Origin of the sequence: Lentibacillus sp. CBA3610, from assembly GCF_013373365.1 — a bacterium.
GTDB lineage: Bacteria > Bacillota > Bacilli > Bacillales > Amphibacillaceae > Lentibacillus.
In genome coordinates this window covers 2978967-2995920 of the sequence record NZ_CP035925.1, presented here as the reverse complement: position 1 = coordinate 2995920, position 16954 = coordinate 2978967, and the positions used below count along the sequence as shown (strand labels likewise).

The following is a 16954-nucleotide window of genomic DNA, read 5'->3' as shown; positions in this document are numbered from 1 at the left end:
GAATCTGACATGACATGCACACATGATGCTGTTTTATTTTTTGTTTTTTTGCATATGGATTGTAGCAATTTTGTACATTATACATTATGATATATTAAACGAATCTTCATGCTGTGGGTGTATTTCCCACTGATGATGAAGGATATTTTAGTATCGATAACAATACGTATTGTATTTTTATCATAAGAGCGTTAAAATACCTTTACGATAGGCTATGAACTCTTGCAATAAAGGGTTTGACAAACATGGTTGGCGTGTTACAATATATTAGTTTGAAAGCATAATTGAAATATAACTTGGACAGTTAGAGGGGTGATTGCCGTCATGAAAAAAGTAAAAGGACGCATGGATGAAAGTATTCTTGTTTGTGTGTATTATGGGCCGAATGGTGAGAGATTAATCAGGCGCGGTCATAAATTAGCTCAGATCCTGGACTGTCCTTTATATGTGTTAACAGTTGATCCGTTGCCATATGATGAATTTGATGAGGAAAAGTCCCGATATGTCAACCGGTGGAAAGAGTTGTGCGAGGAATTTGATGTCGATGAATTTATTCTTCGCGACAATGAAAAAAAATCATCTGTTAAGGCAATTAAAGAAGTCGCGCATGACCATAATGTTACACAAATCATTGTTGGTCAAAGCCCGCAAAAGAGATGGGAAGAAATAACGAAAGGCTCTTTTGTGAATCTTTTGCTGCGTGAGATAACGTTTATTGATATTCACGTTGTATCCGTGGATCGGAGACTGAAAAGCGCAGATGACACCTCTTATGAAAAGGGTGTACGCGGATTTTTACAAAAGGATCAAGACGGTTATAGCCTTAGTTTCACCCGATCAAAAAATAACCTTTACGAAGGTATATTCTATAAAGAAATTGGCACAGATTTTAACAACGGTGTCTTTAAATTTGTTAACAACGAAGGCAAAACATGTCAGGTACATGTGACAGAGGACAAAGTAACAGGGGTTATGAAAGAACCACCAAACGTGAAGGCGAAGTGAGCCGTCAATTAGTGAGGCTTTTTCTTCTGATTAATGGTTAAATGAATCGGACCACAGGGGTTACGACGCATGAAATGCGGCGTAACCCCTTTTAATATGGAATACAATTGTCGTTAAATAAAGAGGCGTGAAGCAAGCAAGTGAAATAGCTCTCCGATCCAAGCAGCAGTGCTTCAGCCAAAATATTTCATCGCCAATTTTTCGGCTGTTCTGGTAGCCAACGCTTGTGTCGTCATCGTGGGATTCGGTCCGCCAATCCCATTATAGTGGACGCTGTTGTCAGCGATAAACAGCCGCTTGACCTGGTACGCTTCACAATTGCTGTCCGCAACATAGCCCATTCGCATGGTGGATTCCATATGGGCAAATAAGGTTGCGGGCCAGTTAGTCCTGATCACCTTCTTCGCTCCGGCTTTACGCAAGATGTCTGTGGTGATTCTGGCTAACTCATATCGTTTCATGGCATCTTGCTTGCTGGCTTTATATTGAACGACAGGCACCGGTCCATGTTCATCTTTTATCAAAGGATCAACCGTGACACCGTTTTGTTTATGTGGCTGGTCATCGGCAAGGATTAAAAAGCTTAACGTATTTCGGTAATTGTCCATCCATTTTTGCAATTCATTTCCTGTTAACCTTCCCTCTAAATCCCACGGAGTGTCAGGTGACAGCTTGTTATGGGAGGCATCCCCGCTTTGGCTGAACCCAAACGTTAACGATGAAAACAAACCAGGGCTGAGTCCGGATGGCTGGATAACGCCAAGTCCCGGATAGTCCAATCGGGCAGCGGATGTGTGACCGACATTTGGATCAACATGGTTCTGCCCCAGTATACGCATAAGATCTTTTTCATCGAAGACGCCGGTTACCCAATTCCAATAATGGGTTGTCAGACCGCGACCAACCCAATCATTATGGGGCAGATCCGAATTAAGCCACAGCCGTGGACTTTCGATACAACCTGCCGCCATGACAACGGTTTTTGCGTACAATTCCCCGGTTTCACCTGTCCATGTATCCCGAAATTGGACACCGTTGGCGATGATACCTTCATTTGGATGACGATCGGTTAGAATTTTAGTTGTGTATGTATTGGGCCGGATTTCGACATTCCCAGTCCTGAGTGCCTGAGGGACATAACTGACGTGGGTTGAGCGTTTGGCCACTTTATCAATGGATGACCCATATGGACAGCCATTGACGCAATGCCCGGCCAGTGTACAGCCTTCCATGTGGGATAATTCATATAGACTCGTATGAGGATCCATTAACCGTTCATTAGGGGGCAGAATGGCATTTGGCTGTGGCCGGTAGCCGGGCGAAACAGGATTTAAGGTATCAAGCAAGGACCAGCCCGCTTTTTCGGCTCCGTAGTAAAACAATTCTTCTTTTGGTGTGGCAGGGGCAGGTCGGACAGGCAGTGTATCTTCAACTTTTTGATAGTAGGGGATTAATTCCCGATAGGAAATCGGCCAGACGTCATCAATCGCCATTTTATAGGCACGTGGTGAGTTTGCCCAGTAATGTTGTGTTGTCCCGCCGACACCGGCGTTTTGCCAGGCCATTCCTTGTTCCGGGATATTTCGGTACCATGTCGGCCGGCGGCGATCTGCCGGACCCCAGCGGAAGCGTCCGGCAACAATATCATTCATCGTATGTTCATATCGGGTATATTGCTGCCGCAAAAGGTTAACGTCCAAGTCATCAGGATTTGAACTGCTGACAGGGCCACGATACTGGTTCGGTTTTTCCCATTGGCGATTGCCGTACCAAGGACCTGCCTCCAGAACAAGGACGTTGATTCCCAATTCACTAAGCTCTTTGGCAGCAACGGCACCGCCAGCACCGGCCCCAATGATGATCACATCTGCATCTCTGCTCATTTATCATATCTCCTTTTCAGTAAATTCGACAACCGGAAATCCCCGAAGTGCACGATAGCCGTATGAAACACCAGGGTAGTCCACCAAATCCCATGTGAAGGATCTTCCTTCAAGCACACGATCTTCAGGATAAGCCAGTCGTGTCGAACCATAAGCAAACCATTCTGAATAATAGCCAAACATAGCCATTTGATGAAGAAATGTCACGATATTTTTGACCAGGTCGGCGTTGTTACGGTACGGGGAGGGCAGGGCTTCCAAATCAATTTGAAGGGTCTCCAATAAACGAATGGCTTCAAACCGGTCACTGGGCCAAAGCGCTGCAAATGCCCCTTCTTGAGGATAAGTGGGCAAATCAGCCGAAGTTTTCATACCTTTGAGTGCCATGAGTTGTGTGGCGGATGCATCAAGCATCGCAGCTGCTGGCGTTGATAAAAGGACCGTTTTGACACTCAACTTTTCCTGCATCGAAATGTGATGATCCAATATCCACACCAGGTAGTCATCCAGCTGAATAGACACGCCTCCCAAGGGTGGTGGAATGACTGCGTCGACAAACGCCATGAAGGTGGCTTTTTTGTGGGGCAGCTGGGCGTATGGCTTGTGTTCCATTTGGTTCACATGATCCCTCCTGAAGTAAAATTTATCACCATCGATAGGACGGTGATAGAACGTAGATAATTTAGATACATATACACCCTTAAATACTATGCGTTAAGTGCCCCCTGTATGTTATTTGGCCAAATGTATTTCTTATTTTTCTTAACGATACATTCTGAAAATAACGGGAGGGAAAGTTTTCGAAATCTGGTCATATAAGAGGAAGCTGAACAATACGTTAGTAATAGTTTGTTAAATGTGAGGGGGGTGAAACGTCATAAGTTTTAATAGCTATTCACACGAATATGTGCATGCGAGTTTTCAGGCGCTGACAGATGCCTTAGTACCATCAGTACAGGAAGCGAATGGATTTCCTTATACAGATATGGGGGTTCATGACTACATCATCTATGCGTTGGATCATTACGTATCGGTTCAGCAGCAACTACATCACTTTACTATCCCGCTTAGTTACCCCACAGCGATTATGTTGGACGCTGCTGCAACACAGCTTGTGATGACACATCAGGCACAAGCCTATTCGCAAAGTCTTTTTCCCGGCGGACGGATGTTTTCGTGTCTTTCCCGGGAAGATCGCATTCGAACGTTATCCGCACTCGAGAACCTTGAAGTCGACCTTTACTTATTACCATCCCCGTTTCAAAATAATGCCGGCATGGTCAAACATGTCACGGATGCCTTAAATCGCTTTTCCATGTTTGGTTATTATTCAGAATGGTCGGCATATGGGTCAACGCGGCTCTGCCCTCCAGAAGATCGCTGCCTTGAATGGTTCCCTCTGAGCTGGCAGCAGGTTGGCTATCCAGGAGTATCTTTAGGTTACCGTGATTTCCGCGGTTTTTTAATAACTATGGCGGAGGTGAAGACATGAAAATAGATGCTGATGTGATTGTAATCGGAGCTGGTGCTGGCGGACCTGTGGTGGCCAAAGAGCTTGGCGAATCAGGTATCAATGTGCTGGTTCTAGAAGCAGGCCCCTGGTACGGCAATAAAAAATGGCCTGAACCCAATAAGAATCGCGGTGTTGCCAAAGAAAGCTCTGATCCAGGTGATTTGGATGGGTCACTTTATCGCCAGCAGATAACAAGACTTGAAAATGATATGGATGATCTGGTCAGCGGCAAATTCCGTTGGGGCGCGGCTGACAGGAGACGCGCGCCCTGGTACCGGAACGTTCCTGATCGGTCGTTGTTATGGCAAAGTTCAGGCATTGGAGGGGGAACTCTGCATTACTATGCCAACTCACTACGGGCTTTTCCGGAAGCGATTGATAATGAGTGGCCGATTAATTACGATGACCTCGTTCCCTACTATGAAAAAGTGGAAGCGACATTACCCGTTGAATTTGCACCAACCACTACGAAGGAAGCACTTTTTTACTATGGGGCGGAAAAGGCCGGTTTTTCTCTGAATAAAACGTTAGATGTTACGACCAGCGGATACCGTCCGCAGCCAAATGCTATTTTGCCGCCGAATGAACATTTAATGGATCCAAACTATTCGATGGAAGAAATCAGCCATATGGAAGGCTGTACATTAAGCGGTCATTGTGGTCAGGGGTGCCCGTATGGCCCGACGCTTGAAAAAATGGCAAAACGGTCAACAACGGTTAGCTATGTACCGTTGGCAATGAAGACCGGAAATGTGTCGTTCAGGCCGAATACATTTGTGACAAAGGTTTTAACAGAATTTAATGCCAGTGGAAATCAGCGGGCGACAGGCGTCAGGATCCGGGATACGTGGACAGGTGAAATGGAGGAATTACGTGCGAACGTCGTCGTGATGGCGGGCGGGGTTATTGAAACGCCACGTCTTTGGCTGAACTCTGATTTGCCATATAATCCTTGGGTCGGCCGAGGTTTGACGAATCATTACTTTGATTTGATAACAGGGACTTTTGATGAAGAAACGTTAATGGAGGTTGTCGGCAGTCGCACGACGAATCCATTTGTTGGGCATACCTCAGGCGCACGGCTTGATTATCCTGGTCTCGGCATGATTGAAAATATCGGGGAGAGTCCCGGGCTATCAGCTATGCAAGTGTTTGGATTCAGTCAATTTGGCTATAACAGCCTTCATCACGACGGTTCAGACATGTGGGATCAGCGCGGCAGACTTGTCGGTTCTGAACTGGCCAATGCTATGGAGGGCTACAGCCGGACGCTCACTCTTTCTGCCATTACCGATGATGAGGTAGCATTTCATAACCGGGTTGAACTGGACCCGCATATTCAGGATGAGCATGGCGCCGTACCACGCGTTCACTATGAGCCAACCAAAAAATCGAAAGAAAGACGGGAACAATTAAACAAAATCGCCACCGATATATTACAGCAGGCAGGTGCCAACAGCGTTCACCGGGCGGATATGCCAGCGAATTACTACATCCACCTGCAAAGCACAATGCGAATGGGGCATGTCGTTGATCCATCATGTGAAGCCTATCAGGTGGAGCGGCTTTATGTTGCCGATAACAGTGCTGATAACAATTCGCTTGGTGGTCCAAATCCGACGTTGACGACACAGGCGCTTGCTGCACGAACGGCGGAACTGTTGGCTGCGAAGTATTTTTAGATTGAAGAGAGACCCCTAGAATGTTAGAGGCGTCTCTTTACACAAATAGTTAATAAAAGATTTATCTTCCCCTTTCTATATTAGAGACGCTCCACTTGCCACATTGCTCTTGATCCACTATTATAGTACAATAGACCATCGGAACGTTCTGAAATGAGGGAGATACATGAGCAAAAAATCCATTTACGCTTTGACATATGACCAATTGGAAAAATGGCTTACGAATCAAGGCCAGCGCCGTTTCCGTACAGACCAGGTATGGAATTGGCTGTATAAAAAACGCATTAATGAATTTGCCCAGATGAAAAATGTTAATAAAGAAACGATTGCGCTGCTCGAGGAAAATTTTGTCCTGCATACGATGAAAGAGGAAATCAAGCAGGAATCTGAGGACGGTACGATTAAGTATCTTTTCAGATTGTCTGATGGCAATTTGATTGAAACCGTATTGATGCGTTTTAATTACGGTTCTTCCGTTTGTGTCACGACGCAGGTCGGCTGCAATATCGGCTGTTCATTCTGTGCGAGCGGACTGCTGCGGAAAAACCGCGACTTGAATAGCGGTGAAATCGTTGAACAGATCATGAATGTGCAAAAAGATATGGACATAAAGGACGAGGATGAGCGCGTCAGCCATATCGTTGTCATGGGAATCGGTGAACCGTTTGATAATTTCAACAACCTGATGGATTTCATTAATGTTGTCAATGACGATGCAGGGCTGAATATCGGAGCCAGACACATCACGGTATCAACGAGCGGGCTTGCCCATAAAATTTATGAGTGGGCGGATACCGGTACACAGGTCAATCTGGCTATCTCGCTGCACGCACCAAATAATGCATTACGTACATCAATCATGAAAATCAATCGTGCCTTCCCGATTGAAAAGTTGATGAAGGCCGTTGATTATTATCTGGAGAATGTAAAACACCGGATCACATACGAGTACATCATGCTCAAAGATGTCAACGATCATAAGGAAGATGCGGAAGAGCTGATTGAACTGCTGTCTGATAAGCGGCACTTATCGTATGTGAATCTGATTCCATACAACACAGTCAGTGAGCATGACCAGTATCAGCGCAGTGATTCATCAACCATTCAGGCTTTTTATGAAACATTAAAAGAGAATGGCCTAAACTGCGGTGTGCGCTGGGAAAACGGTGCGGACATTGATGCAGCATGCGGCCAGCTGAGAAGTAAGCAGGTTAAAAAGGAAAATGTTGTTTAAGATAAATGCGTCCCATAAAAGGGGGCGTATTTTTTTATTTGTACATTCACTGAAGGAGAAATTTTTATACACAAAATTGCACACATGTACACAATAAGTACACAAAAGTGATCAAAACTGTATTCAAGTAAACAGAAACGTACACAAACTGATATAACAACGTGTGCGATAAATGTATACAAGAAAACAAAAAAGAATACAAAAAAAGTCTGATTGCGTATTATGATGAAAAAGATTATCCTATTAGTAAAGGGGCTTTAATAGAAAAAGTATAAAATCTATTTTTCTCGAGAGGAGCATCATAATATGAAAGATTCAAGAATAGCAGCAGTCGATGTAGGAAACGATGCCGTCAAAGCAAATTTCGGCAAAATGGAAAATGCCTATTACATACCGAATGTTATTGCACAGGATATTGAGGACAGGCCGGTCATCGGTATTGAAGACCTGGATGAGAAAGATCCGATTGATAACCTGCACATCCGGGTTCACTCCCCTGCACTTGAGGAGAACAATGCGGTGTATCGTGTCGGCACACTGGCAACGAAAACGAATAACTCCACTGAACTTGACCAGGGAAGCAGCAAATCCGAGGAAGACCAGACATTAATTATGCTGTTTGCATCAATTGCATTGGACGCTGTCAGCAGTAATACCTTTAAGAAAGGCAAGAATGGTGTAATCGATGCAAATTACACCCTTGGAACCGGACTACCGTTAAAAGAAGTGAAGGAAGGGAAAGATGTAGGCTATCGCTCACATCTGCTCGGATCGGTGCACCAAATTGAATTCCTGGTTACACCCCAACATCAGGGCAAAAAAGTGAACATTAAATTTGATGAAGTCAAGGTATACCCGGAAGGCTTTGCCGCATACGTGAACCTGATTATGGATAATGAATTGAACGTGATTAATAAAGAACTGATCGATAAGCAAATTTTGATTCAGGATATTGGCGGACTGTCAACCGATATAGCCGTTATCCGCAACCGGAATGTTGATGATGATAAAGCGCAGGGGTTTCCACTCGGTGTTGCTGAATCATTGGAAGAGATCCGCGATGAAATCAGGACAAGGCATGGTGTGGAACTGGACAGCCGCCGTGATGTTGTCGATATCATCACACGAAAAAACGACCGCCATCACATTATGGTCAAAGGCAGCCGGACGAACATCCATGATATCACGGACCGCGTTTTGCTGGAACTGGCCAAAAAGGAATACCGGAATCTCCGTAATGTCTGGCAAAAAAATTCCCAGTCGGAAATTTGCTATTTCGTCGGGGGCGGATCAGCTGTACTGAAAGATTATATTAAAGCCCTTAATAACAAATTGGACGGCTTTAACATTGATTTCTTTGAAGACGAACAAGAAAGCATTTGGATGATGGCCAATGCCTATTATAAGCTGATTATGGATGTTGTGAATAAACAGACCCAGGCCGAGGCAAAGGAAGCAGCCGCAACGAAAGAAGAGTAGGGTGATACCATGCAAGGATCTAAAAAAAGTATTGAACGCGGACAGTCGATTACATTCCGCATTCCGTCCGATACACCCGATTATCTTTTGAAACAGCTGCAGAAACTGAAAGAAACCGAACGCCGCAACTTTTCCAGTCAGATTGCCCAATATGTTCTGAACGGTGTCAATGAAACATTTGCCCGGGAACGCGAAACGATCACAATTCCGCTTCCCCGTCAGCTTACCAAGGAACAAAAAAATTGGCTGAAACACGAACAATCGGAAGCACTGATTGGGACAATCGTTTATCAACTGCTGCAGGATCCGATGCGGGCGACAGCGATTATGTCTACGTTGAACGGCAACCAGCCTATGGAAGCTGAGCCATATGAAGAACCAAAACCTGAAGAAGCTGTTTCAGAACCCAAGCCTGATTTGGATGCGGTCGACGTTGATAATTTAGATAATTTACATGATGCAAACCATGAAGAACCGGATGATCCGAATGAAGATCCGCTGGCAGATTTTTTCTCTAAAATGAATAAATAATGGAACCATTATAACTGTCCTGAGGCTATTATCGGGGCAGTTTTTTCTGGTGAGAAAGGACGAGAAAGTGTTACCGGCTGAATCTTGTGAGACGTGCATAAGATAACGTATTCCAATCAAACTATCCGTAGAAAGGAGTTTGATACAGTGGAATTCGACTGGATATGGAAAGCTGTACTCATTGTTCTGGGCGGCACATTTCTCCTGAGACTTGCCGGCAGAAAATCGATCTCTCAAATGACGCTCCCGCAAACGGCTATCATGATTGGGATCGGGTCCCTGCTCATCCAGCCCGTTGCCGGTGAAAATATCTGGGTCACACTGGCTGTTGGAGGAATTCTCGTTGGCACGTTGTTTTTTATGGAATATATCCAGGTGAAAGGGAATATATTTGAAAAAATCATCACCGGCAAATCAAAGGTGCTCATCGAAAATGGCAACATCATTGAACAAAACCTGAAAAAACTGCGTATGACGGTTGACCAGCTGGAGATGAATTTGCGGATCAATAATGTTCAAAGCCTTGATGACGTGGAATGGGCAACGCTTGAACCAAATGGACAAGTCGGCTTCACTTTAAAAAGTGACGCCCAGCCCGCTACGAAAAAGGAATTCAATCAGTTGTCATCAGATGTTCAGGAAATCTTATCTCAACTGAATGCCAACTCACAAATGAATCAGCTCAGAACCCAACTGAACGATTTAAATAATCAGATTGCACAAATGCAAACGCAACGGGCTATGTTTAAAGAAATCGATGAAGAGAATCAGGAAACCCCCTCGCCGAAACACTTGCAGTAATGGCGGGGGGTTTCCTGTTCTACATTCAATCAGACAAAAAAGAAACCGACAGCAAGATAAATCGCCACCGCTATCCCGGCACCGACAGCACAGATTTTTAATTTATAGCGAGCATAATCGACCAGTGGCATTTCCAGAATAGAAGCAGTGGTAATCGTCGTATCCCCGAGTGGTGAGGTCATGGCTCCGAATGAACCACTGGCAAATACAGCACCGACTGTCAAAGGAATTGACGCCCCCGTGGAGACTGCCAGTGCCATACCGAGCGGCATAATGATTCCCCATGTGCCCCAGGATGATCCGATAAAATAACTGACGATTGCTCCCAGGATAAATACAATCGCTGGTATCGTAAAACCGGGAAGGAATGAGCCGAGTGTGGCATTAATAAATTGTGAAAACCCAAGATCTTCTGTGACAAGTGACAACGCCCAAACAAGAATCAGCAATATAATTGCCTGCATGAGCTGATTGCCGCCATCATAAAAATGATAAATTGATTCTTCCATTGATTGCCGGCGAATCATATAAAACACAAACGTCAGAATCAATGTCACAAATACGCCAAGCAGCATAACAAACGTTGCGTCGCCTTCCGAAAATGCCTCGAAAAAAGTATCCGCCCCATTTGCCACGCCATCCTGCCATAAAAGAAACAATGTCAGACCCAACAGTAAAAATAGAGGAACAATCAAATTCCATGGCTGGGATTTTACTGTCGACAGCTCTTTTTCAATACCGGCCCGATGGTAGTCATGACCGTTATTTTCCTCGTCTGTCTGCTTTTTGGACCTCTCTTTTTCCGATGATGACCAGAATGTCCGAATAAGTCCGATGACGAGCATCACAATGGCAAAAAAATTAAACAGAATGCTGAGCAGGAAAATCTGGTATGGATCCATGCCAATGTTATATTTTTGGACACCGCTCTCCACGAGTGAAACCATGAAACCGACAAACGCTGTTGCAACAGGTAAAAGGACGATAACCGAGCTTGTCGATACGTCCATGGTAAACCCGACCTTGCGTTTGGAGATGCTCATATCTTTCATGAGTGATTTCACTACCGGACCAATCATCATAATCCGGAACATTGGCATCATGAATGTAAACGGCAGTGTCAGCCACACCAGACTGAGCAATCCGCGCTGTGAATCAATTTTATCACCGATCCATTCGGAAAAGCCTTTAATGCCGCCTGAAATTTGCATCATGCCGATCAGACCGCCGAATAAATAAAGAAAGGCAATGATTTTGATATTGTTGGCATCCGATAAAGTTGTCACAATATAGTCGACTGTTTTTTGTGTTCCGCCCAGTACACTGAACTCCACCAGCAGTCCGCCAACGAGCAGACCCAGTACAAGTCCGGGTAAAATTTTCTTTAGCCAGATCGAGAGTCCGATTACAATCACAAAGGGAATGAGAGAAAGCCAATCCATCCATTCGCCCCCTTTCAATTCAGGCAGGGGCAATGCTTTGCCTCTGCCTGTTTAATCATCAATATTTCTGTCTTCCAATGCTTCAAGTGCCGAACGTTTCTTTTTCCGGCTGCGCATCCGTTCCAATATTTCGCGTCGATTGATATGGATCGTAGGCGGCTCATAGTCCCTGGAAGCGCGTATATCCTCGTTGGATGCCTTCATAAACGACCAGGCTAACAGACCCATAATGAACAGGACCGGAAAGCCGGCTACAATACTCGCTGTCTGCAATGTCTGCAAATCACCGATGAACATGAGAACCAGTGGCATCAGGCATAAGGTGAACGCCCAAAACAGGCGGTTCCAGCGCAATGGTTCAGACTGTACTTCTTTTTGAACTACAGCAGAGAGAATGTACGACGATGAATCAAATGTTGTCGCAAGGAAAATAATTGCCAGAACAGTAAACACCAATACCATTAGACCCGCCATTGGCAGCTGATTCATAATGGCAATAATTGCAGCTGGCGCACCATTTTCATTCATAAAGCCGATCACATCAAAACTTCCGGTTAACTGCAGGTGTAAGCCGAAGTTGCCCATTATCCCGAAAAACAGAACACTGCCGATGGTTCCATACACCATCGTACCGAAAATCATTTCCTGAATGGTTCGTCCTCGGGAAATACGGGCAACGAACAGCCCGACAAAAGGTGCATAGACAAGCCACCATGCCCAATAAAAGACGGTCCATGATTCCGGAAAGCCTGATTCTGTAAAACCGCCAACATTCGCATATGGTTCAAGCCATGTAGCCATTTTGAAAAAGTTATCCAAAATGAGGCCGAGACTTGTGAATGTGGTTTCACTGATGAACAGCGTTGGTCCGAACAGAAAGATGAACGCGAGGACAAAGATTGCCAGCCATAGGTTAATATCACTTAGTACCTTGATCCCACGGCGCAAACCGGAGTAGGCACTGATCGCAAAAATACTTGTGCAAATCAGCATAATAACCGCTTGCATCCCCAGGTTGACCGGCAACCCGGTTATGTCATGAACCCCTTCTGCAATCATCGGCGTTCCCAGCGCAAGCGTCGTTCCAGCACCACCCATCAGGCCAAACATGAACAAAACATCAATCACGACGCCAAGTGGTGTATCAACTAATCGGCCGAGAACAGGTCTGACAGCTTCACTTATTTTCAGGACAGGCTTTTTCCGAACGTAATAAAAATAAGCAATCGGTAAAGCCGGCAATGTATAGATGGCCCAGGCGATTGGTCCCCAGTGGAATATACCGTATGCCGATGCCCAATCGACTGCTTCCTGCGATTCACCTTCAATCCCAAACGGCGGACCCTGATAGTAGTATGCCCACTCAATCATCGCCCAATAAAGGATACTTGAACCGATACCTGCAGCAAACAGCATGGCAGCCCATGATATCGTGCCGAATTCTTTTTCAGCATCTTTATCACCAAGTTTGATATGACCGTTTTTGCTGAATGCAACATAAATCAGAAAGGCAAAAGCGGCCAGACCAAAAATCAAATACATCACACCGAAATTCCCCGTCATGAAATCATTGGCCATATTGACGACTTCCTTGCCTATTTCAGGGAAAAGTGCCAAGGGGATGGAGACAGCCAAGAGCAGAAATAAAGCACCGATAAATGTAGGCCAATCAATCAAATTCTTGTTCATTTTTCTCACCCTCTCTACCGGTTAGCTTTTCTTTTTGTTGAGAGGCTATGCATGAATCTGGTATGTTTGGAGGATTATTGGCATTCAGCCGCATTCCCGATAAACAGGGGACGTATGATAAAGCATCGGAAAGGGAGCAGGATTCTATGGGAGCTATGAACAGATTACCGAATTATTCTAAGGTGAATCGTGAATGGCGAAAACTTTATTACCATTGAGGGCACGAAAAATTTGGCGGAAAACGAGATGATTGAATTCGCCCATCACTTTATGGATGATCTTGCAATTGAAAATGTTCCGAGTATGAATGTTTTAGTAAGCAGCAAATTTTCGAATTATGTTGACCGACTGCTGGAGATTTGGCGATCAGCTGCCACCGATCAAATGAAACCCCGCTGCATGCATGTTACAAAAGTAGCGGGTGATTTTTCTGATCCTGCTCCCGTTATTTTTCACGCATGTCAAGGTGCTCACATTTAAAATGAAATCGAACAGTTAATAAAAACGTATTATCCTTTCGCCCCCTTTAGATGTAATTTGTCTAAAGGGGATTTCCATAAGATTAGCACAAGAAGTCGATTTTCCTACGTAATAGAAATCGACTTTTTTGGATTAAATTTTGCTTTGTTATTAAGATTTTACTTTATGTTACTTCGATGAATTTTAAAAATACTGTTGACTATTCAGTTGAACTGTATTATGTTTTTATAAAGTCAAACTATATAGTTAAGCCGAATAGAGGGAAAAAGTATGAAACATAAATTATTGCCGTTGTCTGAAACCATGCACTATATTTTACTAGCTCTACGTGAGCCACTCCACGGCTATGCAGTCATGCAGAAGATAGAACAATTAAGTAATGGTACCGTTGTTTTAGCAGCTGGTACATTATACGGCGCAAATGAAAACTTGAATAAACATGGCTGGATTGAACCTGTCGGAAAGTCAGGCCGGAGAAAAATATATAAAATTACGGAAGAAGGACGCGCCGTTTTGAACATGGAACAAGAGAGGCTAGTGCATATTTTATCCTTGTATGAAGGAAGTGAATCAAATGAAGAGTGTAAAGGTATTTTTTGATATTGAAAAAGAAGAGCAATGGCTGAACGAGCAATTACAAAAAGGTTATCGTTGTACAAATATTAGTGGATTAGGAATATATACTTTCGAAAAAACCAATAAGAGATATGTTATGCGACTTGATTATCAAGAATATTTACCAAAGACAAAGCTTGAAGAATACAAAGGGATATACGAAGACTTCGGCTGGAATTATATAACAGACACCTTGCTTGGTGGGACTCGCTATTGGCAAAAAAAAGACGATGGTCAAAGTGAAATCTTTTCGGATTGTCAATCAAAGGGTAATTATTATAAACGATTAATGGGTTATTCTTTTTCGTTGGGTATCATGTTTTTAGCTATGTCTTTCGGTCTATACACGGATTCGGGACCATTATATCATGAAGGTCTTTGGAGTATGAATGGCGTATTATTTTGGAAAGCATTTATATTTGAAACACCATTTGTTCTATTGAAGTTGTCTCCCGTAATTCTGGCTGTTATCTTTGGTAGCTATTTCTATAAGTTTTATCGAAAGTATTCAATGTTAAAGGAAAAATAATATGCTAGGGTGTCCGCCGTCATTGTAAAATGGTACTGGTTTGACTGGACAGGGTTATGTTGCCCTCCTCTTGAAAGGAAAGGAATTGCGAAATGGAACCACCGACCCCGGTAAGGGCCGCTTCATCCAGCGAAACATTGATGTCCGCTGTTGCTTGGTCACTGACGACCACTATCCTGGTATTCTCCAGTTCACCATTAAAATTGCTCAGAGCCGATTCCAGAGCGTCTGTTATATCGGCACGGACAGTTATAAAATCAATCCGCGTTTCTTCATATCCGATTTGTTCCGCATTCAACTCTTCCATAAAACTATCGGCATCATCTGCATCTGTAAGGGAAAAGTCATTAGGCGCTATCTGCTGGGCCGATTTTCCCATTGAATAATAGGAAATATACGTGAGCGATAATAAGCCGATTGCCAAAGCAGAAACGGTTGTTATGACCGTCAACAGTACAGCATTCGACTTCATGCGGAACATGATCGACGACAAGGATAGCACATTGTTAATCGATAAGTAGCCGGCTTTCGATTTGCGAATTAGCTGCAGGATAAAGCTGACCGATCCCTTGAAAAACAAGTAGGTGCCAATGATAACCGAACCTAAAATACTCAACATCGCAAAAAAGAGCTGGTTATCAATATCTCCACTGAATAGTTTCGTGGATAAATAATATCCGGTCATAATAAGTCCAATACCAATAATTCCGATCAGTATCTGCATAATCGACATTTTTTTCACGTTCTCTGATTTGGACCTTATCTGAAACAGGGACAGAACGCTCTGCCGGTTTATAAACAAATAGTTCATGACCATAATGAACAGGTAAATGATGAGAAAGACAAGCAGCGTCTGTCCCGTGGCTTTAGCTGAAAAATTTAATGCCGCAACCTGATCAATCCCCGTTATTTGGAAGAAAATAAGTTTGATCAGTTTCGAACCAGCAAAACCGAGAAAAATGCCAATGACTATCGATCCGGCATAAAGGACACTATTTTCGATACTCAAAATGCGAAAAATCTTGCCTTTTGTCATACCAATCAACTGAAATAAACCGATCTCTTTACTTCTACGTTTAATAAACAGGTTGTTGGCATATAACAGAAATACGGTGACAATGGCGATAAGTAATACTGATCCGGCGTAAATTCCCGCTGATCCTTTTGCGGTACCCGACATGGTGTCCAATGCCGGATCAAACTGCAGCGTGACAAATGCAAAATATAGCGCCACACTAAAGGTCAAGGCGAATACGTACAGGTAGTAGCTCCGGATATTCTTCTTCAGACTTTGCCAAATCAGACGTTTAATGCTCATTATAAACACCGCCCAGGACACCTTGTGTTGTCATGATGTCTTTTAAAAAGGTCTGCCGTGTTTGATCACCTTTATTGAGCTGGGTATACATTTGGCCGTCTTTGATAAAAACAACCCGTCCTGAATAGCTGGCAGCGACCGGGTCGTGGGTGACCATAACAATCGTTGCGTCCCGTGTGTGATTTAAGTTGTTCAGTTTATCTAATAAATCGGATGCTGATTTCGAGTCAAGGGCCCCAGTCGGTTCATCTGCAAAAATAATGCTTGGTTCGTGGATGAACGCACGCGCTGCCGATGTGCGCTGCTTTTGTCCGCCGGAAAGCTCATTCGGATACTTATTCCGGATGTCATAGATGCCGAGCTCGTCTGTTACTTCCTTAAACGTTTGGTTCGCCTCTTTTTTCGATACGTTATTAACGGACAGTGGCAGTAAAATATTTTCCTTGACGGTCAGCGTATCAAGCAAATTATACTCCTGAAAAATAAATCCTAAATGATGTTTACGGAATGTTGCGAGCTGTTTATCTTTCATCGATGTTAATTCCTGTCCTTGAATGATGATCGTTCCTCGGTTTACCCGGTCAATGGAAGAAAGCACATTAAGCAGTGTTGTCTTTCCAGAACCAGATGCCCCCATAATACTGACGAATTCGCCTTTATCGACGTTAATATCAATCCCTTTTAAGACTTCTTGTTTATTAAATTTGTTTCCAAAGCTTTTATGAATTTTCATTGCTTGTAACATCATGTCCT

General features: G+C 43.8%; 16 protein-coding genes. 10 read left to right on the top strand and 6 right to left on the bottom strand.

Annotated elements, in window-relative coordinates; all coding sequences use genetic code 11:
* Nucleotides 1-324 precede the first annotated feature (324 nt).
* Nucleotides 325-1005: an adenine nucleotide alpha hydrolase family protein gene (locus Len3610_RS14630; protein WP_176448612.1), complete on the top strand. Its 681-nt coding sequence runs from the start codon at nt 325-327 to the stop codon at nt 1003-1005.
* A gap of 173 nt (nt 1006-1178) precedes the next feature.
* Here the strand turns inward: Len3610_RS14630 and Len3610_RS14625 are convergent, their stop codons facing one another.
* Together Len3610_RS14625 and Len3610_RS14620 are read right to left on the bottom strand one after the other, a co-directional pair.
* Nucleotides 1179-2888, bottom strand: a complete 1710-nt coding sequence (locus Len3610_RS14625; RefSeq protein WP_176448611.1) for a GMC family oxidoreductase N-terminal domain-containing protein — start codon at nt 2886-2888, stop codon at nt 1179-1181.
* Nucleotides 2889-2891: 3 nt separating this feature from the next.
* Nucleotides 2892-3509: a hypothetical protein gene (locus tag Len3610_RS14620; RefSeq protein WP_176448610.1), complete on the bottom strand. Its 618-nt coding sequence runs from the start codon at nt 3507-3509 to the stop codon at nt 2892-2894.
* Nucleotides 3510-3795: 286 nt separating this feature from the next.
* Between Len3610_RS14620 and Len3610_RS14615 the strand changes: the two genes are divergently transcribed.
* From Len3610_RS14615 to Len3610_RS14590, 6 genes are all read left to right on the top strand, one after another.
* Complete coding sequence (locus Len3610_RS14615) at nt 3796-4380, top strand: hypothetical protein (RefSeq protein ID WP_176448609.1); 585 nt, start codon at nt 3796-3798, stop codon at nt 4378-4380.
* The gene (locus Len3610_RS14610; protein WP_176448608.1) at nt 4377-6083 is read left to right on the top strand and encodes a GMC family oxidoreductase N-terminal domain-containing protein; all 1707 of its coding nucleotides are present in this window, start codon (nt 4377-4379) and stop codon (nt 6081-6083) included. Before Len3610_RS14615 ends, Len3610_RS14610 begins: the two co-directional genes overlap by 4 nt.
* A 166-nt stretch (nt 6084-6249) precedes the next feature.
* The gene (rlmN, locus tag Len3610_RS14605; RefSeq protein WP_176448607.1) at nt 6250-7317 is read left to right on the top strand and encodes a dual-specificity RNA methyltransferase RlmN; all 1068 of its coding nucleotides are present in this window, start codon (nt 6250-6252) and stop codon (nt 7315-7317) included.
* A gap of 306 nt (nt 7318-7623) precedes the next feature.
* The gene (locus tag Len3610_RS14600; RefSeq protein ID WP_176448606.1) at nt 7624-8796 is read left to right on the top strand and encodes a ParM/StbA family protein; all 1173 of its coding nucleotides are present in this window, start codon (nt 7624-7626) and stop codon (nt 8794-8796) included.
* Between the two features lie 9 nt (nt 8797-8805).
* A complete protein-coding gene (locus Len3610_RS14595) occupies nt 8806-9327 on the top strand; it encodes a hypothetical protein (RefSeq protein WP_176448605.1) in 522 nt (173 codons plus the stop codon).
* 147 nt (nt 9328-9474) lie between these two features.
* Nucleotides 9475-10128, top strand: coding sequence for a DUF421 domain-containing protein (locus tag Len3610_RS14590; protein ID WP_176448604.1), 654 nt, complete (start codon nt 9475-9477; stop codon nt 10126-10128).
* Nucleotides 10129-10157: 29 nt separating this feature from the next.
* Here the strand turns inward: Len3610_RS14590 and Len3610_RS14585 are convergent, their stop codons facing one another.
* Both Len3610_RS14585 and Len3610_RS14580 read right to left on the bottom strand, forming a co-directional pair.
* Nucleotides 10158-11570, bottom strand: coding sequence for a Na+/H+ antiporter NhaC family protein (locus Len3610_RS14585; protein WP_176448603.1), 1413 nt, complete (start codon nt 11568-11570; stop codon nt 10158-10160).
* Nucleotides 11571-11621: 51 nt separating this feature from the next.
* On the bottom strand, nt 11622-13259 hold the full coding sequence (locus Len3610_RS14580; protein ID WP_176448602.1) for a BCCT family transporter: 1638 nt from the start codon (nt 13257-13259) through the stop codon (nt 11622-11624).
* Between the two features lie 189 nt (nt 13260-13448).
* On the opposite strand from Len3610_RS14580, the gene Len3610_RS14575 reads away from it, so the two are divergent.
* From Len3610_RS14575 to Len3610_RS14565, 3 genes are all read left to right on the top strand, one after another.
* A complete protein-coding gene (locus tag Len3610_RS14575; RefSeq protein ID WP_176448601.1) occupies nt 13449-13739 on the top strand; it encodes a hypothetical protein in 291 nt (96 codons plus the stop codon).
* A 270-nt stretch (nt 13740-14009) separates the two neighbouring features.
* Nucleotides 14010-14339 (top strand): PadR family transcriptional regulator, encoded by a 330-nt coding sequence (locus Len3610_RS14570; protein WP_176448600.1) that lies wholly within the window; start codon nt 14010-14012, stop codon nt 14337-14339.
* Nucleotides 14314-14883 carry a DUF2812 domain-containing protein gene (locus tag Len3610_RS14565; protein WP_176448599.1) on the top strand — a complete coding sequence of 190 codons (570 nt, stop codon included), beginning with the start codon at nt 14314-14316 and terminating at the stop codon, nt 14881-14883. The genes Len3610_RS14570 and Len3610_RS14565 overlap by 26 nt, the downstream gene beginning before the upstream one ends.
* 19 nt (nt 14884-14902) lie before the next feature.
* Here Len3610_RS14565 and Len3610_RS14560 read toward each other — a convergent pair whose 3' ends face one another.
* Together Len3610_RS14560 and Len3610_RS14555 are read right to left on the bottom strand one after the other, a co-directional pair.
* A complete protein-coding gene (locus Len3610_RS14560) occupies nt 14903-16201 on the bottom strand; it encodes an FtsX-like permease family protein (RefSeq protein WP_303699835.1) in 1299 nt (432 codons plus the stop codon).
* On the bottom strand, nt 16191-16949 hold the full coding sequence (locus Len3610_RS14555; protein WP_176448598.1) for an ABC transporter ATP-binding protein: 759 nt from the start codon (nt 16947-16949) through the stop codon (nt 16191-16193). Before Len3610_RS14555 ends, Len3610_RS14560 begins: the two co-directional genes overlap by 11 nt.
* Between the last annotated feature and the right edge of the window lie 5 nt (nt 16950-16954).

Coding starts and splice junctions, on each gene's coding strand:
- Len3610_RS14555 (WP_176448598.1), bottom strand. CDS start 16,949: ATGATGTTACAAGCAATGAAAATTCATAAAAGCTTTGGAAACAAATTT.
- Len3610_RS14600 (WP_176448606.1), top strand. CDS start 7,624: ATGAAAGATTCAAGAATAGCAGCAGTCGATGTAGGAAACGATGCCGTC.
- Len3610_RS14570 (WP_176448600.1), top strand. CDS start 14,010: ATGAAACATAAATTATTGCCGTTGTCTGAAACCATGCACTATATTTTA.
- Len3610_RS14560 (WP_303699835.1), bottom strand. CDS start 16,201: ATGAGCATTAAACGTCTGATTTGGCAAAGTCTGAAGAAGAATATCCGG.
- Len3610_RS14625 (WP_176448611.1), bottom strand. CDS start 2,888: ATGAGCAGAGATGCAGATGTGATCATCATTGGGGCCGGTGCTGGCGGT.
- Len3610_RS14595 (WP_176448605.1), top strand. CDS start 8,806: ATGCAAGGATCTAAAAAAAGTATTGAACGCGGACAGTCGATTACATTC.
- Len3610_RS14565 (WP_176448599.1), top strand. CDS start 14,314: ATGAAGAGTGTAAAGGTATTTTTTGATATTGAAAAAGAAGAGCAATGG.
- Len3610_RS14630 (WP_176448612.1), top strand. CDS start 325: ATGAAAAAAGTAAAAGGACGCATGGATGAAAGTATTCTTGTTTGTGTG.
- Len3610_RS14580 (WP_176448602.1), bottom strand. CDS start 13,259: ATGAACAAGAATTTGATTGATTGGCCTACATTTATCGGTGCTTTATTT.
- Len3610_RS14585 (WP_176448603.1), bottom strand. CDS start 11,570: ATGGATTGGCTTTCTCTCATTCCCTTTGTGATTGTAATCGGACTCTCG.
- rlmN (WP_176448607.1), top strand. CDS start 6,250: ATGAGCAAAAAATCCATTTACGCTTTGACATATGACCAATTGGAAAAA.
- Len3610_RS14610 (WP_176448608.1), top strand. CDS start 4,377: ATGAAAATAGATGCTGATGTGATTGTAATCGGAGCTGGTGCTGGCGGA.